This window comes from Carnobacterium sp., assembly GCF_049673005.1.
GTDB lineage: Bacteria > Bacillota > Bacilli > Lactobacillales > Carnobacteriaceae > Carnobacterium_A.
In genome coordinates, this window is record NZ_JBATXB010000004.1 from 56,369 (window position 1) to 82,086 (window position 25,718).

25 protein-coding genes are annotated in these 25,718 nt (G+C 33.3%); 24 read left to right on the forward strand and 1 reads right to left on the reverse strand.

From position 1 onward, the window contains the following. Positions 1 to 17 precede the first annotated feature (17 nt). From def to WBF61_RS00585, 8 genes are all read left to right on the forward strand, one after another. On the forward strand, positions 18 to 512 hold the full coding sequence (gene def, locus WBF61_RS00550) for a peptide deformylase (protein ID WP_424252976.1): 495 nt from the start codon (positions 18 to 20) through the stop codon (positions 510 to 512). Then, the gene (gene fmt / locus WBF61_RS00555; RefSeq protein WP_424252977.1) at positions 509 to 1,462 is read left to right on the forward strand and encodes a methionyl-tRNA formyltransferase; all 954 of its coding nucleotides are present in this window, start codon (positions 509 to 511) and stop codon (positions 1,460 to 1,462) included. Before def ends, fmt begins: the two co-directional genes overlap by 4 nt. After that, a complete protein-coding gene (rsmB, locus tag WBF61_RS00560; RefSeq protein WP_424252978.1) occupies positions 1,452 to 2,855 on the forward strand; it encodes a 16S rRNA (cytosine(967)-C(5))-methyltransferase RsmB in 1,404 nt (467 codons plus the stop codon). The genes fmt and rsmB overlap by 11 nt, the downstream gene beginning before the upstream one ends. A 29-nt stretch (positions 2,856 to 2,884) precedes the next feature. Then, a complete protein-coding gene (locus WBF61_RS00565) occupies positions 2,885 to 3,634 on the forward strand; it encodes a Stp1/IreP family PP2C-type Ser/Thr phosphatase (RefSeq protein WP_424252980.1) in 750 nt (249 codons plus the stop codon). Position 3,635: 1 nt separating this feature from the next. Continuing rightward, entirely contained in the window at positions 3,636 to 5,621 is a 1,986-nt protein-coding gene (gene pknB, locus WBF61_RS00570) for a Stk1 family PASTA domain-containing Ser/Thr kinase (protein WP_424252981.1), read from the forward strand. A gap of 137 nt (positions 5,622 to 5,758) precedes the next feature. Further along, a complete protein-coding gene (gene rsgA, locus WBF61_RS00575; RefSeq protein ID WP_424252983.1) occupies positions 5,759 to 6,658 on the forward strand; it encodes a ribosome small subunit-dependent GTPase A in 900 nt (299 codons plus the stop codon). A gap of 9 nt (positions 6,659 to 6,667) precedes the next feature. Further along, positions 6,668 to 7,318 (forward strand): ribulose-phosphate 3-epimerase, encoded by a 651-nt coding sequence (gene rpe / locus WBF61_RS00580; protein ID WP_424252984.1) that lies wholly within the window; start codon positions 6,668 to 6,670, stop codon positions 7,316 to 7,318. Between the two features lies 1 nt (position 7,319). Continuing rightward, complete coding sequence (locus tag WBF61_RS00585; RefSeq protein WP_424252986.1) at positions 7,320 to 7,967, forward strand: thiamine diphosphokinase; 648 nt, start codon at positions 7,320 to 7,322, stop codon at positions 7,965 to 7,967. A gap of 44 nt (positions 7,968 to 8,011) precedes the next feature. Here the strand turns inward: WBF61_RS00585 and rpmB are convergent, their stop codons facing one another. Beyond that, entirely contained in the window at positions 8,012 to 8,200 is a 189-nt protein-coding gene (rpmB, locus tag WBF61_RS00590; RefSeq protein ID WP_424252988.1) for a 50S ribosomal protein L28, read from the reverse strand. A 312-nt stretch (positions 8,201 to 8,512) separates the two neighbouring features. On the opposite strand from rpmB, the gene WBF61_RS00595 reads away from it, so the two are divergent. The 16 genes from WBF61_RS00595 (at position 8,513) to rplS (ending at position 25,198) form a co-directional block, all read left to right on the forward strand. Then, positions 8,513 to 8,875, forward strand: coding sequence for an Asp23/Gls24 family envelope stress response protein (locus WBF61_RS00595; protein WP_424252990.1), 363 nt, complete (start codon positions 8,513 to 8,515; stop codon positions 8,873 to 8,875). A 55-nt stretch (positions 8,876 to 8,930) separates the two neighbouring features. Beyond that, positions 8,931 to 10,607: a DAK2 domain-containing protein gene (locus tag WBF61_RS00600; protein WP_424252992.1), complete on the forward strand. Its 1,677-nt coding sequence runs from the start codon at positions 8,931 to 8,933 to the stop codon at positions 10,605 to 10,607. A 136-nt stretch (positions 10,608 to 10,743) separates the two neighbouring features. Further along, the gene (gene recG, locus WBF61_RS00605) at positions 10,744 to 12,792 is read left to right on the forward strand and encodes an ATP-dependent DNA helicase RecG (protein ID WP_424252993.1); all 2,049 of its coding nucleotides are present in this window, start codon (positions 10,744 to 10,746) and stop codon (positions 12,790 to 12,792) included. A 68-nt stretch (positions 12,793 to 12,860) separates the two neighbouring features. Then, positions 12,861 to 13,856: a phosphate acyltransferase PlsX gene (plsX, locus tag WBF61_RS00610; protein ID WP_424252995.1), complete on the forward strand. Its 996-nt coding sequence runs from the start codon at positions 12,861 to 12,863 to the stop codon at positions 13,854 to 13,856. 123 nt (positions 13,857 to 13,979) lie between these two features. Continuing rightward, positions 13,980 to 14,222 carry an acyl carrier protein gene (locus tag WBF61_RS00615; protein ID WP_424252997.1) on the forward strand — a complete coding sequence of 81 codons (243 nt, stop codon included), beginning with the start codon at positions 13,980 to 13,982 and terminating at the stop codon, positions 14,220 to 14,222. Between the two features lie 192 nt (positions 14,223 to 14,414). Next, positions 14,415 to 15,110: a ribonuclease III gene (gene rnc / locus WBF61_RS00620; protein WP_424252999.1), complete on the forward strand. Its 696-nt coding sequence runs from the start codon at positions 14,415 to 14,417 to the stop codon at positions 15,108 to 15,110. Positions 15,111 to 15,185: 75 nt separating this feature from the next. Further along, positions 15,186 to 18,761 carry a chromosome segregation protein SMC gene (gene smc, locus WBF61_RS00625; protein ID WP_424253001.1) on the forward strand — a complete coding sequence of 1,192 codons (3,576 nt, stop codon included), beginning with the start codon at positions 15,186 to 15,188 and terminating at the stop codon, positions 18,759 to 18,761. 18 nt (positions 18,762 to 18,779) lie between these two features. Next, positions 18,780 to 19,589: a sugar-phosphatase gene (yidA, locus tag WBF61_RS00630; RefSeq protein WP_424253003.1), complete on the forward strand. Its 810-nt coding sequence runs from the start codon at positions 18,780 to 18,782 to the stop codon at positions 19,587 to 19,589. Positions 19,590 to 19,638: 49 nt separating this feature from the next. Next, entirely contained in the window at positions 19,639 to 20,637 is a 999-nt protein-coding gene (gene ftsY / locus WBF61_RS00635) for a signal recognition particle-docking protein FtsY (protein WP_424253004.1), read from the forward strand. A 254-nt stretch (positions 20,638 to 20,891) separates the two neighbouring features. After that, positions 20,892 to 21,233 (forward strand): putative DNA-binding protein, encoded by a 342-nt coding sequence (locus tag WBF61_RS00640; RefSeq protein ID WP_424253006.1) that lies wholly within the window; start codon positions 20,892 to 20,894, stop codon positions 21,231 to 21,233. Between the two features lie 16 nt (positions 21,234 to 21,249). Next, positions 21,250 to 22,674 (forward strand): signal recognition particle protein, encoded by a 1,425-nt coding sequence (gene ffh, locus WBF61_RS00645; RefSeq protein ID WP_424253008.1) that lies wholly within the window; start codon positions 21,250 to 21,252, stop codon positions 22,672 to 22,674. A gap of 106 nt (positions 22,675 to 22,780) precedes the next feature. Beyond that, entirely contained in the window at positions 22,781 to 23,053 is a 273-nt protein-coding gene (gene rpsP / locus WBF61_RS00650; protein ID WP_085560114.1) for a 30S ribosomal protein S16, read from the forward strand. Positions 23,054 to 23,067: 14 nt separating this feature from the next. Then, a complete protein-coding gene (locus WBF61_RS00655; protein ID WP_424253010.1) occupies positions 23,068 to 23,319 on the forward strand; it encodes a KH domain-containing protein in 252 nt (83 codons plus the stop codon). Positions 23,320 to 23,459: 140 nt separating this feature from the next. Next, on the forward strand, positions 23,460 to 23,975 hold the full coding sequence (rimM, locus tag WBF61_RS00660) for a ribosome maturation factor RimM (RefSeq protein WP_424253012.1): 516 nt from the start codon (positions 23,460 to 23,462) through the stop codon (positions 23,973 to 23,975). Next, positions 23,975 to 24,715 (forward strand): tRNA (guanosine(37)-N1)-methyltransferase TrmD, encoded by a 741-nt coding sequence (gene trmD, locus WBF61_RS00665; protein ID WP_424253014.1) that lies wholly within the window; start codon positions 23,975 to 23,977, stop codon positions 24,713 to 24,715. Before rimM ends, trmD begins: the two co-directional genes overlap by 1 nt. Before the next feature lie 138 nt (positions 24,716 to 24,853). Then, positions 24,854 to 25,198: a 50S ribosomal protein L19 gene (gene rplS, locus WBF61_RS00670; protein ID WP_085560109.1), complete on the forward strand. Its 345-nt coding sequence runs from the start codon at positions 24,854 to 24,856 to the stop codon at positions 25,196 to 25,198. The last annotated feature ends 520 nt before the right edge of the window (positions 25,199 to 25,718 follow it).

Sequence of the window (25,718 nt, forward strand, 5' to 3'; positions counted from 1 at the left end):
AGAAAGTTGGAAAAATAATGTCTTTATTACCAATCATAAAACACCCTAATCCGATACTAACCACTCCTACTAAAGAAGTGGTGGATATAACAGATGAGATTATTCAATTAATGGATGATATGTATGAAACGATGATAGATGGAGATGGAATAGGAATCGCAGCACCACAAGTAAACCAATCACTTAGAATAGCCTTAGTAGAAGTTGATGAAGAAACTGGGTTATTTGAAATGATAAATCCTAAAATCATAAAATCAACGGGTAAAACGATTGATGTCGAGGGATGCTTAAGTTTTCCAGAAATCTACGGTACAGTTGAACGGGCAGAAAAGATTATTGTTCAATACTTTGATAGAGAAGGCGATGCTTATGAAGTTGAAGCAGAAGACTATTTAGCGCGTGTGTTTCAACATGAGCTAGAACACCTCGATGGAAAGTTATTTACAGACAGGATTATTCAAAAAATTAAACCTGAGGACTTAGAAGCCTATATGGAGGAGAATATAACATGACAAAAATAGTTTTTATGGGGACACCGGCATTTTCTGTCCCAATATTAGAGGCATTAATTGCCGAAAAATATGAAGTACTAGCTGTTGTAACACAACCTGATAGACCAGTCGGTAGAAAGAAAATTATGACAGAAACGCCTGTAAAAAAAGCGGCTCTCAAGCATGGTCTACTGGTTTTACAACCGGAGAAAATAACGGGATCTGAGGAAATGGCTAAAATAATAGAAATGAAACCAGATTTACTTATTACAGCAGCGTTTGGACAATTTTTACCACAAAAATTATTAAGCGTACCAAAATACGGAGCCATTAATGTCCATGCTTCTTTATTACCTAAATACCGAGGAGGAGCGCCTGTCCATTATGCTTTAATTAATGGTGAAAAAGAAACAGGTGTAACCATTATGTACATGGAGAAAAAAATGGATGCTGGAGCAATTTTATCTCAGCGTTCTTTAGCCATTACAGAAAAAGACGACGTAGGAACTTTGTTTGAGCGCTTAAGCTCATTAGGAAAAGAATTGTTAATTGATACTTTACCAGAATTATTAGCTGGTCATATCAAACCGATTTTGCAAGATGAACAGAAAGTAACATTCTCACCCAACATTAAACCGGAAGAAGAAATTATTGATTGGGCTAAAGAAGCAGTAGAAATTGACTGTCAAGTCCGTGGTATGCGTCCTTGGCCTGGTGCTTATACGTTTGTCAATGATAGTCGGTTAAAGATTTGGGATACGACACCTACGAATGAAAAAACAAATAAGAGTCCAGGAGTTATTATTAAAATAGAAAAAGATGCTTTTTTTGTGTCTTGTGGCAATAATTCGGTTATACAAATTAATGAACTTCAACCTGCTGGAAAAAGCAGAATGACAACAAAATCTTATTTAAGTGGAATAGGAAGCCAATTAATCGTTGGAGAAATGGTAGGGAAAAATGGGAACTAAAAAAGATGAAATTGAAACAAAGAAAAACAGTCAAAAACGCAATACGAAAAAGACTAGTCGTTATTTAGCCATGTCTATTTTAGAAAAAACAGAAAAAGATAACTCATATTCAAATTTATTACTCAATGAAACCATTCAAAAGAATAATTTATCTCCAGCGGATGCTCGATTATTAACAGAATTAGTTTATGGAGTATTGCAACACAAGTTAACTTTAGATTATTATTTATCTTCTTTTTTAAAAGAAAATCAAAAAATTGATGTTTGGGTTCGCAATTTATTGCGTTTATCTATTTATCAAATGATCTATTTAGATAAAATTCCCTCTCATGCAATTTTATTTGAAGCTGTAGAAATAGCGAAGAAAAAAGGACATATTGGAGTAAGCAAATTTATTAATGGAGTTTTAAGAAATGCAGAACGTAAAGGTTTCAAATCGATTGATGAAATAAAGGATCCAGTAGAAAGATTAAGTATTGAAATTAGTATGCCAAAGTGGTTAGTAGAAAAATTTATTGATGAGATTGGTATAAATAATACGAAGAAATTAGGCGAATCTATTTTAAAACCTAGTCATTCTAGTGCTCGTATCAATGAAAAATATTTATCCGTAAAAGAAGCCTTAGAAGCAATGGCAGAAGAAGGATTTGATGTAGAACAAAGTCCGATTTCACCGGTAGGTATAATTAGTAAAGGGGGCCATTTTGCCTCATCACCTTTATTCCAATCTGGTCAATTAACGATTCAAGATGAATCATCTATGTTAGTAGCTCCAGCTATGCAAATAGAGGCTCATCATCAAGTATTAGATGCTTGTGCTGCTCCTGGAGGTAAAACAACTCATATTGCTTCATACCTTTCCGAAGAAGCAGGAGGGAAAGTAGTTGCTCTAGATTTACACCCCCATAAAGTAAAACTAATCGAAGATAATGCTAAACGGTTGCGTGTAGAAAAAGTCGTTGAAGGCAGAACAATGGATGCTAGAAAAGTTGAAGAAGCTTTTGAAGATGAAAGTTTCGATCGTATATTAGTAGATGCACCCTGTTCAGGTTTAGGATTAATGAGAAGAAAGCCAGATATTAAATACACAAAAAAAGCTCAAGATATTGCTCAATTAAAAAAAATTCAGTTAGATATTTTATCAAGTGTAGCACCAAAGTTAAAAGAAGAGGGACTATTAGTGTATAGTACTTGTACAATTACCAAAGAAGAAAATCAAGGTACCGTAGATGCATTTTTAAAGGCGCACCCTAATTTTGAAAAAGTACCTGTTAGTGTAAATGACGTTTTAAATGAAACAATCCAAGATAATTTAATGCAAATTTTCCCACAAGATTTTGGGACAGATGGATTTTTTATCAGTTGTTTAAGAAAAAAATCAACTAAGAGATAATGACTTTTATGATTGGATGAGGTGTAGCAATGCATATTTTTTTTCAAAGTGATATTGGAAAGAAAAGAAAAAATAATCAAGACTTTGCAGGATATTTTAATAATGAACAGGGTATTTTGTTAGCTGTATTATGTGATGGAATGGGCGGTCATAAAGCTGGAGATGTTGCAAGTGAAATGGCGGTTTCACATTTAGGCAATGCTTGGAAAAAGAATAAGTTAACTGATGTAGAGTCTATTATAGAATGGATACAAAAGCGTATTAATAAAGAGAATGAGCGGATTGTTGAAAAGTCTACTCAGTACCCTGATTTAGAAGGAATGGGGACAACTCTTGTAGCAGCTATATTAGTTAATAATGTTTTTATTATTGCAAATGTTGGCGATAGTAGAGCCTACCAATTTATGAGTGGAAATCTAAAACAAGTAACTGACGATCACTCATTAGTTAATGAGCTGTTAAAGAGTGGAGAAATAACAACTGAAGCAGCTTTGAAGCACCCTCAAAAAAATATCTTAACACGTTCTTTAGGTGTTTCAAAAAAAGTAGAAGTAGATATTATAACAGTTCCTGTTTTAGAAGGGGATTATCTTTTACTTTGCTCGGATGGATTGACTAATATGGTTAACGATAGAGAGATAACAAAGATAGTGAGTATAACTGAGAAAAGTATCGAAGAAAAAGTTTCAAGTTTGGTGTCTTTAGCAAATGCACGTGGAGGGTATGATAATATAACCGTAATGTTGATTGACCCACTTAAAGGAAAGGAGGGCAAATAAATTGGAAATAGGCAGAAAATTAAATGGCCGTTACAAAATAACCGGCACTGTTGGTGGCGGCGGGATGGCACATGTGTACTTAGCCCATGATTTAATATTAGATCGAGACGTAGCTGTAAAAGTCTTACGTTATGATTTTCGTGATGATCAAGACACGATTAGAAGATTTAAACGTGAAGCTCTTGCCGCAACTGAGCTAGTTCATCCTAATATTGTAAGTGTGTATGACATTGGTGAAGAAGATAATAATCAGTATATTGTAATGGAGTATGTTAAAGGTATGGATTTAAAAAAATACATTCATGCGAACTTCCCAATTCCTTATCAAAAAGTAACTAATATTATGGACCAAGTTTTATCTGCAGTAGCTGCTGCCCATCATAGTAGAATTATTCATCGTGACTTAAAACCACAAAATATTTTAATAGATGAATCTGGAGTAGCTAAGATAACCGATTTTGGAATAGCGGTTGCCCTCTCTCAAACGTCTATTACTCAAACTAATTCGCTGTTAGGTTCAGTGCATTATCTATCACCTGAGCAAGCGCGTGGTGGAATGGCAACCAATCAATCTGATATTTATTCGCTGGGTATTATCTTATATGAATTGCTAACTGGACATGTTCCATTTGACGGAGAGTCAGCTGTTTCAATAGCTTTGAAACATTTTCAAGAAACTGTTCCTTCTGTTAAAAGTTATGATCAGCGTATTCCACAAGCATTAGAAAACGTTGTTTTAAAAGCAACAGCTAAAGAGGTCGCAGATAGATATAAAACAGTTTATGAAATGCAACATGATTTGGCTACTGCATTATCAGTAGAACGAAGAGATGAGCTGAAATATAGCCCGGCTAGCATGATGGAAACTACAAAAATTTTAGAACCTATACCCCTTGGTGCGGCTTCTTCAAAAGAAGTAGAAACAGCTAAAGAAAAAAAATCTTCAAAAAGTAAACAACTAGAAAACAATGAGAAATTAGCGAAGGTAAAAACTAAAAAAACTAAAAAGAAAAAAGCCTTACTAGTTTTATTAGGTTTATTCTTATTGAGTATAGTCGTGTTTTTTTTAATAGCCAATAGTGCTCCAAAAGATGTTAGCGTTCCAGACATAACAGATATGACTGAAAACGAAGCAACAAAAGTTTTATCTGAAAATAAGTTGCTTCTTGGAGAAATTTCAGAAGAGGCAAACAGTGATGTTAAAGAAGGAAATATTATAAAATCAGATCCTAAAGCTGGTTTAAGTGTAAAGGAAAACACACTTATAAATGTTGTGGTAAGTTCTGGGAAAAAAACAGTTGAATTTTTAGATTATACAGGTGAGTCATATGAAGAGGTTGAGGCGGAATTAAATAAGCAAGATTTTACTATTGAGCGAAAAGATGAAAGCAGCGATACGGTTGAGCCTGGTTTAATCATTTCACAAAATATTAACGAAAATGAAGAAGTTATTCCTGAAGACACTACGGTTACGTTTACCGTTAGCACAGGAAAAGCTGGATTCGAAATGCGTGATTTAAGTGGCTATTCTGAAAAAGGCGTCAAAGATTATGTAGCAGATAATGGTTTAAATGTTACAATAACAAAAGAATATTCAAATGAAGTAGCTGATGGACAAGTTATTTCACAAGAGCCAGCAACGGGCACAATCTTATATGTAGGAGCAGATATTTCTGTGGTTATTTCACAAGGACCGGAAGATATCCCACTTAAAACGGTGAAAGAAACAATTCAAATATCTTATGAAGAACTTGAAGAAGACTTACCTGAAAGTACTAATGAGAGTAACGGAGAACAACTTATTCCTAATTCTGTTACTATTTACATGGAAGATCAGGAACATAAGTTAGGGACAGTTTTCCAACAATTTGAAATTTCGGAAGATACTGAAATTGAATTAACGTTTATTTTACAAGAAGGTGAAAAAGGAAGATATAAAGTTGTTAGAGATGGTGAAACCATTCAAGAAGAGGAAGTATCGCCGTAAAAAAACACTTCATCTATAACACTAAAAAATCTGAAAGACATAAACTAGTCTTTCAGGTTTTTTGGTGTTAAAATACATATAAAAGAACTAGTTGTTCTAGTTGGAAAATAACTATAAAAATATAAAGGAGATGCGATTTGCCAAAAGGACAAATAAGAAAAGCTTTGAGTGGGTTTTATTATGTTTATTATGAAGGAGAAACTTATCAAACTCGTGGGAGAGGTAATTTTAGAAAGCGTAAATTAACTCCAATGGTTGGTGATTATGTAGAATTTGAAAGCAGTACGAAAACGGATGGAATTCTTAAGGAATTACTTTCACGTAAAAATGAGTTAGTTCGTCCGGCAGTTGCCAATGTTGATTTGGGAATAATCATTATGTCAGCAATTGAGCCTAATTTTTCTACTAATTTATTAGATCGATTTTTAGTAACGCTGGAAAGCAAAGCTATTCAAGCTCTTATTTATATCACAAAAATAGATTTGCTGACTGAAAATCAATTGAAGGAAGTAACTATTTTAAAACAACAATATGAGGAAATAGGTTACCCAGTTATTCTTCCAGAAACAAAAACGAACCAAGCAGCGATAAAAGAACTCGTAGGTTACTTCCCTAACAAACTAACTGTTTTTATGGGTCAATCGGGTGCTGGAAAATCTACCTTATTAAATCAGATAGCTCCTGAATTAGATTTAAAAACTGGGATTATTTCTTCAGCATTAGGTCGTGGAAAACATACGACCCGTCATGTTGAACTAATCCCTTTATTTGATGGACTAGTAGCGGATACACCAGGGTTTAGTTCAATCGATTTTTTAGAGATTGAAACCGAAGAATTGCCTGAATTGTTTACAGAGTTTGTTGAAGTACAAGATCTTTGCCGTTTTAGAAGCTGTATGCACCGCAACGAACCTGGTTGTCAAGTCCAAAAAGAGGTTGCAGAAGGTAAGATTCAACCTTATCGTTACAAACATTATTTACAGTATCTTGATGAAATTGAGAATAGAAAACCTAAATACAATAAAAAAGAAAAGTGAGGAATGTATATGAAAATTTCACCGTCTATTTTGAGCGCAGATTTTGCTAATTTAGAAAGAGATATACGTTTAGTTGAAGGAGGAGGAGCAGATTACATACATGTAGATGTTATGGATGGACATTTTGTTCCAAATTTAACATTTGGAGCCAATATCGTTTCTGCAATTCGACCGATAACTAAGTTACCCTTAGATTGTCATTTAATGATTGAGAATCCTGAAAATTATATTGAAGATTTCGCAAAAGCAGGAGCAGATATTATCACAGTTCATGTAGAGAGCACCCATCATATTCATCGTGCCATTCAATTAATTAAACATCACGGTGTTAAAGCTGGTGTTGTGATTAACCCGGGAACAGCAGTAGATTCTATTTTGCCAGTTTTAAGTGAAGTCGATATGGTTTTAGTTATGACGGTTAATCCTGGATTTGGCGGTCAAAGTTTTATTAAGGAAACAGTCTCTAAAATTACCTTACTAAACTCTTTGAAAGAAGACAAAGGGTATAACTATGAAATTGAAGTAGACGGCGGGATTTCGCCTGAAACTGCTAAGATATGTAAGGATGCAGGTGCAAATGTTTTTGTTGCAGGCTCATATATTTATGATGCTAACAATCCGATTGAGCGATTAATGTCTTTAAAAGACGCTGTGCGTTAAGATGACTAATATTGCAATAATGGTTGGTGGACCAGAAAATTATTTGCTAGAGACTCAAATTAAATCGAATACAGATCTAATTTGGATTGGTGTTGATAGAGGAGCTATAAGGTTATTAGATAGTGGGGTTAAACCTGCTATAGCACTAGGTGATTTTGATTCAATTACTTCAGAAGAATTAAAAATGTTGAAAAATGAAGTGAAAGATGTCCGCCAATTTCCTGCTGAAAAAGATGAAACAGATACAGAATTAGCTGTTAAAGTAGCCTTTCAAGAATTTACTCCTCAAATAGTAACGTTATATGGCGCTACTGGTGGAAGATTGGATCATCTACTAAATAATCTGTGGCTTGTTTTCCATCCAACTTTTCAGCCTCATATTTCTAAAATTAAAATAGTTGATAATAAAAATAGTATGACTTACTTTACGCCTGGTTCTTATGAAATCAAAAAAGAAAAAGATAAAAAGTATGTGGCTTTTATTTGTTTAACACCTGTTGATAAATTAACCCTAACGAATGTAAAGTATGAATTAACTGATGAAAAAATTATGTACCCGTATTCGTTAGCGAGCAATGAATTTATAGATGAAACAGCCGAATTTTCTTTTGAAACTGGTTTAATGGCGGTTATACAAAGTAAAGACTAAAAAAAATAAAGCTGAGACAAAAGTCTCAGCTTTATTTTTTTTGTTTAAACGCGTTCAACTTTACCAGATTTAAGAGCGCGAGTAGAAACCCAAACTTTTTTAGGTTTTCCATCAACTAAAATGCGAACTTTTTGTAAGTTAGCACCCCATGTACGTTTTGTTTTGTTCATAGCGTGAGAGCGGTTGTTTCCGCTTTTTGCTTTACGTCCTGTAATAACACATACTTTAGCCATTATTCTTTCCTCCTTTGCCGATATCTCGAAGCAAGGCTTCAATCTATACACTCATACTTTCATAATTTATCATAATTAGACAATATATGCAACATTTTTCTTTCAAGGAATTTTACTTGACAGCGTAAATAAGCTAAAATACTAATAGAATTTATAACGGATAAAATTAAATTTAGACTAATAAAAATAAAAATGGGTTATTTCTATTAGAGAACAGCGAGTTTTCCCCATAAACCTTTTAATATTGGACAAGCTATGATAAAATATGGAGTAGTAATTCATGGCTAACTAGCCAAAAGGAGGATTTTTACCATGGCAGTTAAAATAAAAACACAATTCGGTGTTATTGATATTTCAAACGAAGTGATTGCAACTGTAGTCGGAGGGGCAGCAACTGAAATTTTTGGGATTGTTGGTATGGCAAGCAAAAACCAAATTCGTGATAATTTAAATGATATACTTAAAAAAGAAAATTATTCGCGTGGTGTAATTGTACGTCAAGAAGATAACGGCGTAATAGTTGACGTTTATATTGTTGTTAGTTATGGAACAAAAATTTCTGAGGTAAGTCGTAACGTACAGGAAAAAGTTAAATATGATTTAGAAACAATGTTAGATATTTCTGCTAAAGCAGTGAATGTTTACGTACAGGGAGTTCGCGTTCTAAAAGATTAAAAAAAAGAAATTGTCGTAGTCACTTTGGTTAGAAGTGATGAAGGAGGATATAGTGGTGAATGTTACAAAGTTAGAAGGGAAACAATTCCGCAATATGGTTGCAATTGGAGCTAAGCGTCTAGACACTAATGCAGAATATGTTAACTCATTAAATGTTTTTCCCGTTCCAGATGGAGATACCGGAACAAATATGAATTTATCATTAGCAAGCGGAGTTAAAGCAATTGAGAATGTTGATACAAACAAAATGAATGAACTTGCTGCGGCTTTATCAAAAGGATTATTAATGGGAGCTCGTGGAAACTCTGGGGTCATTTTGTCTCAACTGTTTAGAGGTTTTGGAAAATCTATCGAGAATAAAGAAACTTTGACAGCTAAAGAATTTGCAGCAGCATTTACTAATGGAGTTCAAACAGCGTATAAAGCTGTAATGAAACCTGTCGAAGGAACTATTTTAACTGTTGCACGCGAATCAGCAAAAGCTGGCGAAAAGCAAGCTAAAACAACTGATGATGTTGTTGTGGTAATGGATGCTATTGTTCGTGAAGCAAAAAAATCTTTAGCTAGGACACCAGATCTTTTAGCTGTTTTAAAAGAAGTTGGAGTAGTAGATAGCGGTGGGCAAGGTCTCCTATTTATCTATGAGGGATTTTTAGAAGTTTTATCTGGTAAAATAAACGAGGACGAAGAGTATCGCCCTTCTTCACAACAAATGAATGATATGGTAAATGCAGAGCATCATCGTAGCGTTTCTAATCATATTGCTACTGAAGATATTAAATTTGGTTATTGTACTGAGATTATGGTTAAAATTGGTGACGGTGAAACGGTTAAACAAGATTTTGACTACGATGTTTTTCGTAATCATTTGAATGAAATTGGAGATTCTCTCTTGGTTGTTTCTGATGATGAAATTGTTAAAGTTCATGTCCACACAGAACATCCTGGAGATGTGATGAACTATGGACAAGAATTTGGATCACTTGTGAAAATTAAAGTTGATAACATGCGTGAACAACATGAGACAATCCTAGTGAATGAAAAACCTGCGCTGTCCAAAGCACCTAGCAAAAAAACACCCTATGGCGTTATAGCTGTTGCTGCTGGTGAAGGTGTACAGAATTTATTCAAAAGTTTAGGTGTAGATTATGTTATTAGCGGTGGACAAACGATGAATCCTAGTACAGAAGATATATTAAAAGCCATTGATTCTATTAACGCTGAAAAATATATTATTTTACCAAACAACAAAAATATATTTATGGCTGCCGATCAAGCTGCTGAAGTTAGTGAGTTACCTGTAGCTGTTATTCCAAGTAAAACAGTTTCTCAAGGTATGACAGCAATGTTAGCCTTTAATGAGCTGAATGATTTAGAAACAAATAAAAAAGATATGAGCATTGAATTAGAAAATGTTATAAGTGGCCAAATTACTAATGCAGTTCGCGATACAGAAATCGAAGGTATTAGTATTAAAAAAGATGATTACATGGGAATTGTCGATGGAAAGATTAAAGTTTCTAAACTAAATCGTAAAGAAGTCGTATTAGAAACTCTTAGAGCAATGATCACTGATGAAAGTGAAATTGTTACCATTTTATTAGGTGAAGATGGAAGTATGGATGAAGCAAAAGAAATTGCTGATGAAATTAGTGAAGAGTTTCAAGAGGTTGAAGTTGAAATTCATGAAGGGCAACAACCAGTGTATCCTTATTTATTATCCGTAGAGTAATTTAAATAAAATAGACAACAATAATAAAAATAGTATCTTATTTTTACTATTGTTGTCTATTTTTTAAAAATGTTTTAAATTTCAGTGAAAAGGTAATGAAAGGGGGATGAACAACCTAATTTAAGGTTGAACTACTATGGGAAAAACTATCTATGATCCAGTATCAGTTCTTCCATCGGTTGGACATAAACGTCAAGAAGCGTTAAATCAGTTGGGCATTTTCACAATTTTAGATTTGCTCTCCCATTTTCCTTTTCGTTACGAAGATATTAAAGAAAAGAATTTGTTAGAAATAGAAGATCAAGAAAAAGTAACCTTAAAAGGGAACGTTGTCTCTGAAGCTGTTATCAGTCGCTTCGGACCAAAAAAAAACAGGTTATCTTTCCGTTTAGTTGTTGATCATGCTGTGATAGCAATAACATTTTTTAATCAATCTTATTTAAAAAGTAAAATCATTGCAGGTGAAGAATTAGCAGTTTTTGGAAAGTGGGATGCTAAGCGAAAAAGCTTAACAGGTATTAAACTACTAGGAACTAGTTCCTCTGATCAAACGAATAGTTTTGAATCTATCTACAAAGCAAATAAATCCATAAAACAAAAGACTATTTTTGATTTAGTAAAAAAAGCATATCCGGAGTATTATAAACTTATTCCGGAAAATGTTCCTAGTGACTTGAAAAAAAAATATCGACTTGTCTCCCATAGTGAAGCAGTATATGGGATGCACTTTCCAACTTCACAAGAGCAATCAAAACAAGCTAGAAGAGAAATTGTATTTGAAGAATTCTTTTTATACCAATTAAAACTTCAAAGTTTGAGAAAAAAGCAAAAAGCGGCCGGTTATGGATTACAAATAAAGTATGATGTGAAAGAGTTAAGACGGTTTATTAGTTCTCTACCTTTTGAGTTGACTACAGCACAAAAGAGAGTTGTAAATGAAATTTGCACTGATTTAAAAGAGCCGATGCACATGCATAGATTACTACAAGGAGATGTAGGAAGCGGAAAAACAATTGTAGCTGCGATAGCTTTGTTTGCTGCTTCAAATGCAAATGTTCAATCTGCATTGATGGTTCCTACTGAAATTCTAGCAGAACAGCATATGGAAAGTTTAAGCGAATTGTTCGATCCTTTAGATGTACGTATGGCGTTATTGACTGGTTCAACAAAAACAAAAGAACGTAAAGTGATTTTAGAAGAATTAGCAAATGGTCTTTTGGATGTTGTTATTGGAACTCATGCATTAATTCAAAAAGACGTTTATTTCTCCCAATTGGGACTAGTCATCACGGATGAACAACATCGTTTTGGAGTAAATCAAAGAAAAATATTACGTGATAAAGGCAAAGAACCAGATGTTTTATTTATGACCGCAACGCCTATCCCAAGAACATTAGCCATTACAACATATGGAGAAATGGATGTATCTATTATTGATGAATTGCCTGCTGGGCGGATTCCGATTGAAACAACTTGGACTAGACCGAAAAACTTTGAATTGACTTTAGAATTTATTGAACGGCAATTAAAAGTAGGGTCACAAGCATATGTCATCTGTCCATTAATAGAAGAGTCTGAAAGTTTAGATGTTAAAAACGCAACAGATATTTATGAAAAACTTTCAGCATATTACGCATCACGTTATAACGTAGGATTGTTACATGGGAAAATGAAGCCAACGGAAAAAGAACAAATTATGCATCAATTTAAAGAAAACAAACTAGATATTTTAGTTTCTACAACTGTCATTGAAGTGGGAGTAAACGTACCAAATGCTACAACCATGGTGATATATGACGCAGATCGTTTTGGGCTATCCCAGTTGCATCAGCTAAGGGGTCGTGTTGGGCGAGGGCATAAAGAGTCTTATTGTATTTTAGTAGCAAATCCTAAAAGTGAAACTGGTATTGAACGAATGAAGATAATGACTGAAACAGTTGATGGTTTTGTTTTAAGTGAAAAAGATTTAGAATTGAGAGGAGCAGGAGATCTATTTGGATCAAAACAATCTGGGCTACCTGATTTTAAAGTAGGAGATATTATTGGTGATTTTGGTGCACTAGAAGCAGCTAGGCAAGAAGCAACAGAATTAATTAATGATCCTGATTTTATGCTCAATGAAAAGTATTTTCAACTGCGACAATTACTAGATATGGAGAAGTCATCAGAACATCATTTTAATTAACGAATACGATTTGGTTTATTATGTAGAATCATAAAAAGAGTTAACACGTGAATAAGGAGGAATAAAGTGTGAGAATTGCAGTAGATGCAATGGGTGGAGATAATGCGCCTAGAGCAATAGTTGAGGGTGTTGTACTCGCGGCTAATGAGTTTAAAGATATGGAATTTATTTTATATGGAAATGAAGGAATGATTAAACCTTACTTATCAAATGAAGATAACATCAAAATTGTTCATACAGATGAAAAAATCGATAGTGAGGATGATCCAATTAGAGCAATCCGTCGTAAAAAGAATGCTTCCATGGTATTGGCAGCACAAGCTGTTAAAAATAAAGAAGCGGATGCTCTTTTCTCAGCTGGAAATACAGGAGCTTTGTTAACGGCTGGATTATTGATTATTGGGCGCATTAAAGGGATTGATCGACCAGGATTATTAGTGACATTACCAGTTATTACAAAATCTGGAAAAGGATTTAATTTAATGGATGTTGGTGCTAATGCAGATTCAAAGCCAGAAAACTTGCATCAGTATGCTGTTTTAGGAAGTGAATATGCTAAATTAGTACAAGGAATTGAAAAACCAACTGTTGGTTTATTAAATAATGGAACGGAAGAAAATAAAGGAAACGATCTTACTAAACGTGCATTCCAACTTTTAAAAGATGAACCAATGATTCATTTCATAGGAAATGTTGAAGCGAGGGATATTTTAAATGGAGTTGCAGATGTTGTTGTAACAGATGGTTTTACAGGGAATGCAGTTTTGAAAACAATCGAAGGAACAGCGATGTCAATGATGACGTTGTTAAAATCAGCTGTTTACGATAATGGAGTAAAAGCAAAGTTAGGTGGTCTTTTATTAAAAGATAGTTTAACTGAAATGAAAGATGTTTTAGACTATTCGAAACACGGTGGTTCCGTATTATTTGGAATTAAAGCACCTGTTGTTAAGACGCATGGTTCTACAGAAAAAGAAGCAGTGTATTTTACGATTAAACAAATTCATGAAATGCTAGCTTCAAAAGTTATTGATGACCTTGTTTCTCATTTTGAATCTAAGTAAAAATAATTTGTTTTATAGAGTGAAATATAATAAAGCTAGACTTTATCTTTAACTATCTGTAAAATAAAACTGTCTGATACTTAAAAAAGCATATTAGAAAAGTAAAAACAGGAGGTGTAAGGATTGTCACAAAATGAGACTTTTGAAAAAATAAAAAAAATAATCGTTGAACGATTTGGAATTGATGAAGAAAAGGTTACTGAAGAAATGACGTTTAAAGATGATCTAGGAGCAGACTCACTTGACATTGTTGAGTTAGTTATGGAACTAGAAGATGTCTTTGGGACTGAGATTTCTGATGATGATGCAGAAAATATCTCTTCTGTTGGAGATGCAGTAAAGTATATAAATATAAATTTAAACTAATAATGATTTAGAAAATCTTTGGTAAAGAATTAGTTCTTTTACCGAAGGTTTTTTTACTAGTTTAGTTTGTATGGAGAGTATAACAAAAAACAACTATTAAGTTTAAGTATTAAAAATGAATCTATTTATTTTTACAAAAAAAAACAGTATACTAGTAGTGATTTGAGAAGTTTGATTGAAGGGAGAAAAAGAATGAATGAGTTATTTTTAAACGAACTTAAAGGTAAATTTAACATTAGATTTAATAATACCGACTATTTAGAAGAAGCATTCACGCATTCATCATATGTGAATGAGCACAGGAACCAAAATTTAAAAGATAATGAACGAATTGAGTTTTTGGGTGATGCAGTGTTAGAATTAATTATTTCAAGATACTTATTTGAACATTACCCAACACTTCCAGAAGGCCACTTAACTAAGTTAAGAGCAAGGATTGTCTGTGAGGCGAGCTTGAGTTTATTTGCTAAAGAATGCGGCTTTGATCGCTATATCCGTTTAGGCAAAGGCGAAGAACGAATGGATGGCAGAAAAAGACCAGCATTACTTTGTGATTTATTTGAATCTTTTATTGGTGCTTTATATTTGGATCAAGGAATTGCTAAAGTACTGGAATTTTTAAACCAGACTATTTTTCCAAAAATACAATCCGGTGCTTTCTCACATGTGATGGATCACAAAACAAATTTACAAGAGTATTTACAAAAAAAAGGTGAGATAACTATTGATTACCAATTAGTTGAAGAAATTGGACCCGCACACCAGAAAGCTTTTGTAGTTGAAGTAAGTGCTGAGGGACAGCTTTTGGGTCAAGGACAAGGTCGAACAAAAAAAGCAGCTGAGCAAGTTGCAGCAGAAAATGCATTGTTGATTTTACAAGGAAAATAATATTAATTAAGGATAAGCTAGAATGTTTAGCTTATCCTTAATTAATATATTATCTAAGAAAGGGGACAATTGGTTGTGCAATTAAAAAGAATTGAAATCGCTGGTTTTAAGTCCTTTGCGGAAAAAACAACCATTGATTTCCATGAAGGAGTAACAGCAGTTGTTGGGCCTAATGGTAGTGGGAAAAGCAACATCACCGAAGCTATTCGTTGGGTTCTAGGAGAACAATCTGCTAAAAGTCTGCGTGGAGGAAAAATGAATGACATTATTTTTTCGGGAACAAGCACACGGAAACAATTAAATTTTGCAGAAGTAACATTGGTCTTAGAAAATGAAGATCATTTTTTACCTTTAGATTTTTCAGAAATTAATATTACGAGACGCTTAAATCGAAATGGAGATAGTGAGTTTTATCTAAATAAACAAGCATGTAGATTGAAAGATATTGTGGAGTTATTTATGGACTCAGGTTTAGGTAAAGAATCATTTTCAATAATTTCCCAAGGAAAAGTAGAGACTATTTTTAATAGTAAGCCTGAGGATCGAAGATCTATATTTGAAGAGGCTGCAGGTGTTTTTAAATATAAAACACGTAAAAAAAAGGCGGAGCTAAAATTAGTTGAAACAGAAGATAATTTAAGTCGAGTTCAAGATATTATTCATGAGCTAGATAGTCAAATCGAGCCATTAAAAATACAAAGTAGCATTGCCAAAGATTATTTAATGCAAAAAGAACAGCTTAGTGATGTGGAAATTGCTTTAACAGTTGTGGAAATTGAGGAACTTAAAAAACAGACAGAGAAGCATATGAAAGGATTTGCTTCATTTGACCAACAACTAAAAGAAATGCAAGAAACTAGTAATAAGTTAGAAAAAGAATTAGTGGATCTTAAAAAAGAAAAAAAAGAACAATCTGATTTAATTGAACAAGAACAAATTTATTTAATGGAGACTATACAATCCTATGAACAGCTAGAAGGAAAAAAGCAGGTTTTAAACGAAAGATCCAAACACACAATAATAAATAAAAAACAGTATGAGCTACAGTATCAACAAGCTGAAAAACAAATTAAACAGTTATCAGAAAAATTGAATCAATTAAACCTAAAAATTACTGAAAAAAAAGAACAACAACTACTAGTGGAAAATAAATTAAAAATGGCAGAAAAAGAACGACAGATATTAGCATTAAATAGCAAAGAAACGATTGAACAGTTAAGAAATAATTACATTGATTTAATGCAAAATCAAACAAGTCTAAGAAATGAACAAAATTATTTAACTAAAAATCTTAATCAAGTTTCTCAAAAACAACTAAAAAACAATGCTAGAATTTCTGGTTTAGATTCAGAAAAAAAACAAGCTGAAATCAAATTAAAAAAGACAACGATAGAAATGAAATTAATTCAGCAAGAAATAGCAGAGAAAATACTGCACTACCAAGAACAACAAACATCGATTCAAAGTAGCCGTGTCATTCTCGAAAATGAAAATAAAAAAATGTTTGATGCTTTAAAAGTTGTTCAACAAGCTAAAGCAAAAAAGGAAAGTTTACAAGAATTAACAGATGATTATACCGGTTTTTATCAAGGGGTAAAAGAGATATTAAAGAAAAAAGAACAAATTGGTGGAGTGGTAGGTGCTGTCGCTGAGTTGATAGTAGTTCCTAAAGAAAGCGAAATAGCGATTGATATTGCACTAGGTGCTGCTTCACAAAATATTATTGTCAAAGATGAAAGAAGTGCACGCAACTCTATTGCATTTTTAAAACAAAAAAAATCTGGTCGTGCAACTTTCTTACCATTAACTACCATAAAACCAAGACATTTGCCGCTCTCAATTGAAGCAAAAGTGAAGAAGAGTGCGGGTTTTCTTGGTATGGCTAATGAAATAATTGAGTATCCCGAAGAAATTGTCTCGATAATTCAAAATTTATTAGGTACTACAATTGTAGCTAAGGATTTAGAGTCTGCTAATGCTATTGCTAAAATGATTCAGTTTGGTTACCGCGTTGTGACTCTTGAAGGTGACGTAATGAACGCGGGTGGCTCTATGACTGGTGGCGCTAATAAAAAAGGGAATCAAAGTAGTTTATTTTCAAGGAAAAATGAATTAGCGACGCTAACTAACCAAATTATCCAAATGGAAACAATGTTATTAGCTAAAGAAGCAAAAGTCCAAAGTTTAAAACAAAAGTTAATAAAAGAAGAAGAAAAATTGGAGCAAGTAAGAGAATTAGGTGAGCAGCAAAGGTTAAAAGAACAAGAATTTAAAAATACTTATGAAATCATTTTTGAAAAGTATAACCGTTTTGAAAGAGAACTTAAAGGTAGCCGATTTGAAGAACAAGAGGATATAGAAGAAAAAAATAGTTATGAATACCGTCTTTGTTCCATCAAAGAGGAATCTGTGACTCTTGAAGCCGAAATGGATCAAATAAAACGCCAAATAGAAATGGTGTCTTCACAAAATGAAGAAAGAGAAAAGCTTCAAGCTTCTACTCTTCAAACGGTTCAAGAATTAATGACTAAGACTGCGACACTTAAAGAACAGATGACCGGTTTAAAAAATGAGAAAAACCGTATTGAAAATGAAATAGATAGTGATAAAAAAAAGTTAGGCGAATTGAAAATATTTATACAAGAAACTTCTCAATCGAATGGAAGTCAAAAGCTTTCTCACAATGATCTAATAGAAAAATTAACAAAGTTGAAAGAAAAGAAAGAAAAATTAGAGCACTCTTTGATTCTAAACAAGAAAAACTTCTTAATTCTTCAAGAACGTTTGGATCAAGTAGAACAAAACTTAACTTTAAAAAATAATCAACAGCGTTATGTAATGGAACAAAAAACTAAAATAGATGTTTTGTTAAATAGAAATGAGGTTGCGATGGATACTAGATTAACCTACTTAAACGAAGAATATAAGTTGAGTTTTGAAGCTGCTAAACAACAGCATGCGCTATCGGTATCTATTGAAGATGCAACACATAAAGTAAAGTTACTTAAGAAAACTATTCAAGAATTGGGTCATGTTAACATAGGCGCAATTGAAGAATTTGATCGCGTTTATAGTAGATATACCTTTTTAGTAGAGCAACGTGATGATTTGTTAGAGGCGAAAGAAAGTTTATACGAAACAATGAATGAAATGGATGAAGAGGTTATTATACGGTTCACAGAAACTTTTGATGCTATTCGTTTTCGTTTCAGTAAAGTGTTTCCACAAATGTTCGGTGGAGGCATGGCTGAACTTCGGTTGACCAATCCGGATGATATATTAACAACGGGTATTGAAATTATTGCTCAGCCGCCGGGTAAAAAATTACAGCAATTAAGTTTACTCTCAGGTGGGGAAAGAGCTTTTACTGCTATTGCGTTATTATTTGCTATTATACAAGTTAGACCTGTGCCATTTTGTATTTTAGACGAGGTCGAAGCCGCATTAGATGAAGCTAATGTAGTACGTTTTGGTAAATACTTGAAAAATTTTGATGGAGAAACACAATTTATTGTTATTACACATCGTAAAGGTACGATGGAAGAGGCAGATGTTCTTTATGGTGTAACGATGCAAGAATCTGGTGTCTCTAAGATTGTATCTGTTCGGTTGGAAGAAGCAAAAAAAGAGAGTATGCATGCGCTAGAATAGGTTAGAGGAGCTGACTTAATGATTAAACTAATTGCGATTGATTTAGATGGCACTTTGTTAACGAAAGATCGGGAAATTTCTGATGAAAATAAAAACGCAATCAAAGAAGCAAAAAAACAAGGAATAAAAGTAGTACTGTGTACAGGAAGGCCACTCTTAGGAATGGTTCAGTATTTAGAAGAGTTGAATTTGAGAGAACAAGGAGACTATGGCATTACTTATAATGGCGGTTTAGTACAAAAAACGGATACTGGAGAAATTTTATCTCAAAAAACATTGTCACGAAAAGATACTTTAGAACTCTATAAATTAAGCCAAAATGTTAATATTCCTTGCAATTTTATTGATTTAGAAAAAGTTTATGAACCACCCTACCCGATAGGTAGAGACTCTTTGTATGCAACGATTATGACAGCATTGCCTTTTGTGCCTGTGATACCTGAAGATCTTGTTGATGATACCGCGATAAATAAAGTCGTATTTTGTTATGAGGAAGAAACTTTAGATGAGGCTATCAAAAAAATACCTTCATATTTTTTTGAAAAATTCACCTTGATGAAGTCTAGACCTACTTTACTTGAGTTGTTAAATAAAGAAGTGGATAAAGGCAAAGGTATTGCAGTTCTGTGCGAATTATTAGGAATAGAACCGCATGAAGTAATGGCTATTGGCGATGAAGCAAATGACTTTGCGATGATTGAATATGCAGGAATGGGTGTAGCGATGGAAAATGCTACTTCCGAAATAAAAGAACTAGCTCAGTTTATAACTAAAACGAATGACAACCATGGTGTTGCCCATGCCATTCAAAAATATGCTCTTAAATAAACTGATAAATACTAACGAATTAAGAATATAAAAGAAAAGGGGTAAAATAATGGGTTTTTTTGATAAAATAAAACGAGCTTTTACTGGGGAAGAAAAGATTGAAACAACTGAAGTAACAAAAAAATATGAAAAAGGTTTAGAAAAAACACGTAAATCTTTTTCAGACCGGATGAACGAACTATTTGCTAATTTCAGAACCGTAGATGAAGATTTTTTTGAGGAATTAGAAGAAATTCTGATTGGTGCTGATGTTGGATATGAAGCGTCGATGGAAATTAGTGATGCACTACGTCAAGAAGTTAAATTGAAAAATGCTAAAAATCAAGGCGAAGTACAACAAGTTATTATCGAAAAAATGGTTGAAATTTATGAAAAAGATAATACAGAAAAACCTGAAATTAATTTTAATAAAGATGGTTTATCTGTAATTTTAGTTGTAGGTGTAAATGGTGTAGGTAAAACAACTACAATTGGTAAAATGGCTAAACGCTACCAATCAGAGGGGAAAACAGTTCTTTTAGCTGCAGGAGACACATTTAGAGCAGGTGCAATAGAACAATTAGTTGTGTGGGGCGAACGAGTTGGTTCCCAAGTCGTAACTGGTAAAGCGGGTAGTGACCCTGCTGCAGTTGTTTTTGATGCAGTACGCCAGGCTAAAGAGCAAAATGTAGATATTTTAATTGTTGACACAGCGGGACGATTACAAAACAAAGTTAATTTAATGAATGAGTTAGAAAAAATGAAGCGTGTAATTGAAAAAGAAGTTAGTGATGGACCTCATGAGGTATTATTAGTTTTAGATGCAACGACTGGTCAAAATGCTATGGTTCAAGCTAAACAATTTAAACAGACAACTAATGTGACTGGTATTGTCTTAACTAAGTTAGACGGAACGGCTAAAGGCGGAATTGTATTAGCAATACGCAAAGAATTAGATATACCTGTTAAATTAGTCGGCTTAGGTGAAGCCGTAGATGACTTGCAAGAGTTTGAACCAGGAGAATACATTTATGGTCTATTCAGTGCTTTAATCAAGGATTCCATGTAAGGAAAACTTTTATAAGAATAAATAAAAAAGAACCTCGGTGCTGATCCCAAAAAAAATTAGTTTTCACTCTAACTTTTTGGGGTCGCTACCTTCACAGGTTCTTTTTTATTTACTTAAAATAATAGTCTTTCCTATTTTAAAATAGAGAAGACCCCTTAAAACTATTGACTATTTAACGGATAATGAGTACGCTTAAGAAGTGTATAAATGAGACTCTCTGTGAAAATAGGTCTGATAAAAAAGGAAGCGTTATAATGGAAATAGAACGAACGAACCGAATGAATGCGTTATTCGATTTTTATGGATCTTTACTTACTGAAAAGCAACAAAAATATATGTTACTTTATTTTGCAGATGATTACTCTCTAGGTGAAATTGCAGAAGATTTTGATGTGAGCAGGCAAGCTATATATGATAATATTAGGAGAACAGAGAAAATATTAACAGATTATGAAGATAAGCTTCATTTAGTAGAAAATTTTAATCAAACAGAAGAAACACTTAATGAGTTCTCAAATTATTTGAAAACTCATTACCCAACGGATAATACAGTTCAAAATTATATCCAAAAATTAAAAAAAGAATCAGCAGAATAAAGGAATGGTGAATTAAATGGCATTTGAAGGATTATCAGAAAGATTACAAAATGCAATGGCAAAAATGCGTCGCAAAGGTAAAGTATCGGAAGCAGATGTAAAAGAGATGATGCGCGAAGTTAGACTGGCTTTACTTGAGGCAGATGTTAACTTTAAAGTAGTGAAAGATTTTGTTAAAATTGTTAGTGAACGTGCAATAGGATCAGAAGTATTGGAAAGTCTCTCTCCTAGTCAACAAATATTAAAGATTGTTAGTGAAGAACTAACAAATTTAATGGGCGGTGAACAAAGTACAATTCAAATGGCTCCAAAATCTCCAACCGTAGTTATGATGGTGGGTCTTCAAGGAGCAGGTAAAACAACGACTGCTGGTAAGTTAGTAAACCACTTGAGAAAAACACAAAATAAACGTCCAATGATGGTAGCAGCAGATATTTATCGTCCAGCTGCTATTCAACAATTAGAAACTCTAGGAGAACAATTAGATATTCCTGTTTTTTCAATGGGAGACAAAGTAAGCCCTGTAGAAATTGCTAAGCAAGGTATTCAAAAAGCAAAAGACGATCATCGTGATTTTGTTATCATTGATACGGCTGGACGATTACAAATAGACGAGACACTTATGACAGAACTTACAGATATTAAAGCAGCTGTAAACCCTACAGAAATCTTCTTGGTGGTAGATGCTATGACAGGACAAGAAGCAGCTAACGTAGCAGCATCTTTTAATGAACAGTTAGACATTACTGGTGTCATATTAACGAAGTTAGATGGAGATACTAGAGGTGGAGCAGCCCTTTCCATTCGCTCAGTTACCGGAAAGCCAATTAAATTTGTTGGACAAGGAGAAAAATTGGATGCTCTAGAACCGTTCTATCCTGATAGAATGGCAAATCGAATTCTTGGTATGGGAGATATGCTCACTCTGATTGAGAAGGCTCAACAAGATTTTGATGAGAAGAAAAATGAAGAAATGACAAAAAAATTAAAAGATAATAGTTTTGATTTTAATGATTTCATTGATCAAATGGATCAAGTTAGTAATATGGGTCCGATAGAAGATATTCTAAAAATGATACCAGGCATGAGCAATGCTCCGGGACTTGAAAATCTTCAAATAGATCCTAAAGATATGGCTCGTATGAAAGCTATTGTTTTATCTATGACCCCTAGCGAACGGAAAAATCCTGATATTTTATCTCAAAGCAGAAGAAGAAGAATTGCAAGAGGTTCAGCAAGACCAATCGCTGAAGTAAATCGTATGATTAAACAATTCAATGAATCAAAAAAGATGATGAGTAAAATGACTAAAGGTAATTTTGATGGAATGGATGGAATGTTTGGTCAAGGCGTCAAAGGGAAAATAGGTAAAATGGCGATGAATTCTATGGTTCGTAAGAATAAAAAGAAAGCTAAAAAGAAAAATAAAAAGAAACATTAGGAATAGAAATAAAATAAAAAAAGACTGTAAAGAAAAAACACTTTACAACGATGAATTTTCCTGTTAATATACTTATTGAGAGAGAGTTAATGGAGGTGTAATAAATATGGCAGTAAAAATCCGCTTGAAACGTATGGGTTCTAAAAGAAATCCGTTTTATCGTATAGTAGTTGCAGATTCTCGCGCTCCACGTGATGGACGCTTTATCGAACCTGTAGGCACATACAACCCAGTTGTTAGCCCAGCTGAAGTGAAATTGGATGAAGAATTAGTATTGAAATGGTTAGCTGAAGGTGCGCAACCATCTGATACAGTACGTAACATCCTTTCAAAAGAAGGCGTTATGAAAAAATTTCATGATTCAAAAAATAGCAAATAAAAAGGATGAGAACTATGGCTGACATGAATGAATTAATTCTTACCATTGTTCGTCCACTTGTAAGTTATCCGGAAAAACTAATGATTAATATTATTGAAAAAGATGATTTTTTAGAATATCAGTTATCTGTTCATCCTGATGATATAGGGCGTTTAATAGGGAAAAAAGGTCGCGTAGCAAAAGCTATTCGAACAATTATCTATAGCGTTAAAGTCGAAGGACCTAAACGTGTAAGATTAATTATTCAGAATAGCGAAAATTCTTGAAGTAAGAAACCATTTCTAAGAAATGGTTTTTTTCTTTTTTATTTGTATTGATCTAATTAAAAAGAAAAAGTAAAAAAGAAAAAACATATGGTACAATAAAAAATAAACCAAATAAAAACAAAAAAGAATCGAGGTAAACTATGGCTGAATTATATAATGTGGGTAAAATAGTAAATACTCAAGGTATTAAAGGAGAAGTCCGTGTTATTTCAAAAACGGATTTTCCAGAGAAACGTTACAAGAAGGGTTCCAAGTTGTTGCTTGACCAAGCTGGCAACAAGATGATTGAGCTAACAGTCGCTAGTCACCGTAAACATAAGACATTTGATATAGTATCTTTTGAAAATCATCCTAACATTAATGATGTGGAAAAATATCGTGATGGAATTTTAAAAGTAACCGCTGAACAACTAGGTGATTTACCGGAAAATGAATTTTATTTACATCAGATTATTGATTTATCTGTACAGGATGAAGAAGGAAATAAATTGGGTAAAGTTACAGAAGTATTATCGCCAGGGGCGAATGATGTTTGGGTGATAAAGCAGCTCAATGGTAAAGATTTACTGATTCCTTATATAGAAGACATTGTATTAAAAGTTGATTTAGAAAACAAACTAGTTACTATACATGTGATGGAAGGATTAATTGATTAATGAAAGTTGATATTTTAACCTTATTTCCTAGAATGTTTGAAGGACCTTTGACAGAATCGATTATCGGAAAAGCGATAGAAAAAAAATTATTAGATGTAACAATAAGAAATTTTCGAGATTATTCTGAAAATAAACACAGTAATGTGGATGATTATCCATATGGTGGAGGAGCAGGTATGTTATTAACTGCTCAGCCAATATTTAGTGGGTTAGATGCAATTGAAACTGAAAATCCTGAGACAAAAAAAAGAGTTATTTTGTTAGATCCGGCAGGTGTCCCTTTCACTCAAAGTCTTGCTGAGGAGTTATCTGAGGAAAAACATTTAGTTTTTATTTGTGGTCATTACGAAGGATACGATGAGAGAATTCGTAAATTGGTAACGGATGAAATTTCATTGGGAGATTTTGTTTTAACTGGTGGAGAGTTAGGTGCGATGGTTGTTATTGATGCAGCCGTCCGTTTGTTGCCAGAAGCATTAGGCAATGATGAATCTGCTAAAACAGATTCTCATTCAACTGGTTTTTTAGAGCATCCTCAGTATACAAGGCCAGCAGAATTTCGTGGAATGAAAGTGCCGGATGTTTTAATTAGTGGGAATCACAAAAAAATTGCAGAATGGCAAGAAAAAGAATCGCTACGTCGAACTTATTTAAGAAGACCTGATATGTTATTAGAGAAAGTATTTACTAAAGACCAAAAAAAATGGTTAGATGAAATACAAAATGAAGAGAATCTATAATGTATTAAGTAAAACTACTTTACACTCTTTTTAGAATATGGTAAACTAATTTAGTAGTGGGTAAAACCCGCTGAAATAACGATATTCCGCTGTGTCCAAATGGTGATATATGAATGTTTGTTGGAAGGAGAAAAAAACATGAATTTAATTGAATCAATCACAAATGAACAATTACGTGAAGATATCCCAGCTTTCCGTCCAGGAGATACTGTACGTGTTCACGCTAAAATTGTTGAGGGTACTAGAGAACGTATCCAATTATTTGAAGGCGTAGTAATTAAACGTCGTGGAGCTGGAGTTAGCGAAACATATACTGTTCGTAAAATCTCTAATGGTGTTGGTGTGGAACGTACATTCCCATTACACACTCCACGTGTTGCGTTAATCGAAGTTATCCGCTTCGGTAAAGTTCGTCGTGCTAAATTATACTACTTGCGTGCATTACATGGTAAAGCAGCTCGTATTAAAGAAGTTCGTCGTTAAGAAAATAAAAAGAAGTGTGGGGGACTCATTGCGTATGAGGGCCTCGCACTTCTTTTTATTAAATTATTAGGTAAGAATAATGAAGAAATTAAGATAGTGGATTCTTAAAGGAAAGGTTGTTTTTTTAAAATGTCCAAATCTGACGAAAAGTAATTGACAAATATTCGTTTACCCTGTAAAGTACTATAAGTTGTTAGATAAGGAATTGAAGATATTTGAAGAGAATAATCACTAAATATTATTATTGACTTATTTATAGATAACGTGATAAGATATATATGCATTAAAAATGCAAATTATTTAATTGGATGAATAAAAATCCAAAATAAATTGCAAATTGTTGTTGACAAGTTAAATAACTTCTGGTAATATTTAGAAGTTGTCAAAACGACAACGCAAACAAATTAGACCTTTGAAAACTGAACAAAGTAAAACAATAAACTGTGAACGGCGGTTCGGCCAAGGGTCGAACCAAAAGAAACAAAGTGAATAATTATTCGCTAGCAAGTCATTTTAATGA

Coding starts and splice junctions, on each gene's coding strand:
- ftsY (WP_424253004.1), top strand. CDS start 19,639: ATGGGTTTTTTTGATAAAATAAAACGAGCTTTTACTGGGGAAGAAAAG.
- WBF61_RS00565 (WP_424252980.1), top strand. CDS start 2,885: ATGCATATTTTTTTTCAAAGTGATATTGGAAAGAAAAGAAAAAATAAT.
- yidA (WP_424253003.1), top strand. CDS start 18,780: ATGATTAAACTAATTGCGATTGATTTAGATGGCACTTTGTTAACGAAA.
- rimM (WP_424253012.1), top strand. CDS start 23,460: ATGGCTGAATTATATAATGTGGGTAAAATAGTAAATACTCAAGGTATT.
- rpe (WP_424252984.1), top strand. CDS start 6,668: ATGAAAATTTCACCGTCTATTTTGAGCGCAGATTTTGCTAATTTAGAA.
- rpmB (WP_424252988.1), bottom strand. CDS start 8,200: ATGGCTAAAGTATGTGTTATTACAGGACGTAAAGCAAAAAGCGGAAAC.
- def (WP_424252976.1), top strand. CDS start 18: ATGTCTTTATTACCAATCATAAAACACCCTAATCCGATACTAACCACT.
- rpsP (WP_085560114.1), top strand. CDS start 22,781: ATGGCAGTAAAAATCCGCTTGAAACGTATGGGTTCTAAAAGAAATCCG.
- ffh (WP_424253008.1), top strand. CDS start 21,250: ATGGCATTTGAAGGATTATCAGAAAGATTACAAAATGCAATGGCAAAA.
- rsmB (WP_424252978.1), top strand. CDS start 1,452: ATGGGAACTAAAAAAGATGAAATTGAAACAAAGAAAAACAGTCAAAAA.
- rnc (WP_424252999.1), top strand. CDS start 14,415: ATGAATGAGTTATTTTTAAACGAACTTAAAGGTAAATTTAACATTAGA.
- trmD (WP_424253014.1), top strand. CDS start 23,975: ATGAAAGTTGATATTTTAACCTTATTTCCTAGAATGTTTGAAGGACCT.
- recG (WP_424252993.1), top strand. CDS start 10,744: ATGGGAAAAACTATCTATGATCCAGTATCAGTTCTTCCATCGGTTGGA.
- WBF61_RS00585 (WP_424252986.1), top strand. CDS start 7,320: ATGACTAATATTGCAATAATGGTTGGTGGACCAGAAAATTATTTGCTA.
- WBF61_RS00595 (WP_424252990.1), top strand. CDS start 8,513: ATGGCAGTTAAAATAAAAACACAATTCGGTGTTATTGATATTTCAAAC.
- WBF61_RS00655 (WP_424253010.1), top strand. CDS start 23,068: ATGGCTGACATGAATGAATTAATTCTTACCATTGTTCGTCCACTTGTA.
- fmt (WP_424252977.1), top strand. CDS start 509: ATGACAAAAATAGTTTTTATGGGGACACCGGCATTTTCTGTCCCAATA.
- rplS (WP_085560109.1), top strand. CDS start 24,854: ATGAATTTAATTGAATCAATCACAAATGAACAATTACGTGAAGATATC.
- WBF61_RS00640 (WP_424253006.1), top strand. CDS start 20,892: ATGGAAATAGAACGAACGAACCGAATGAATGCGTTATTCGATTTTTAT.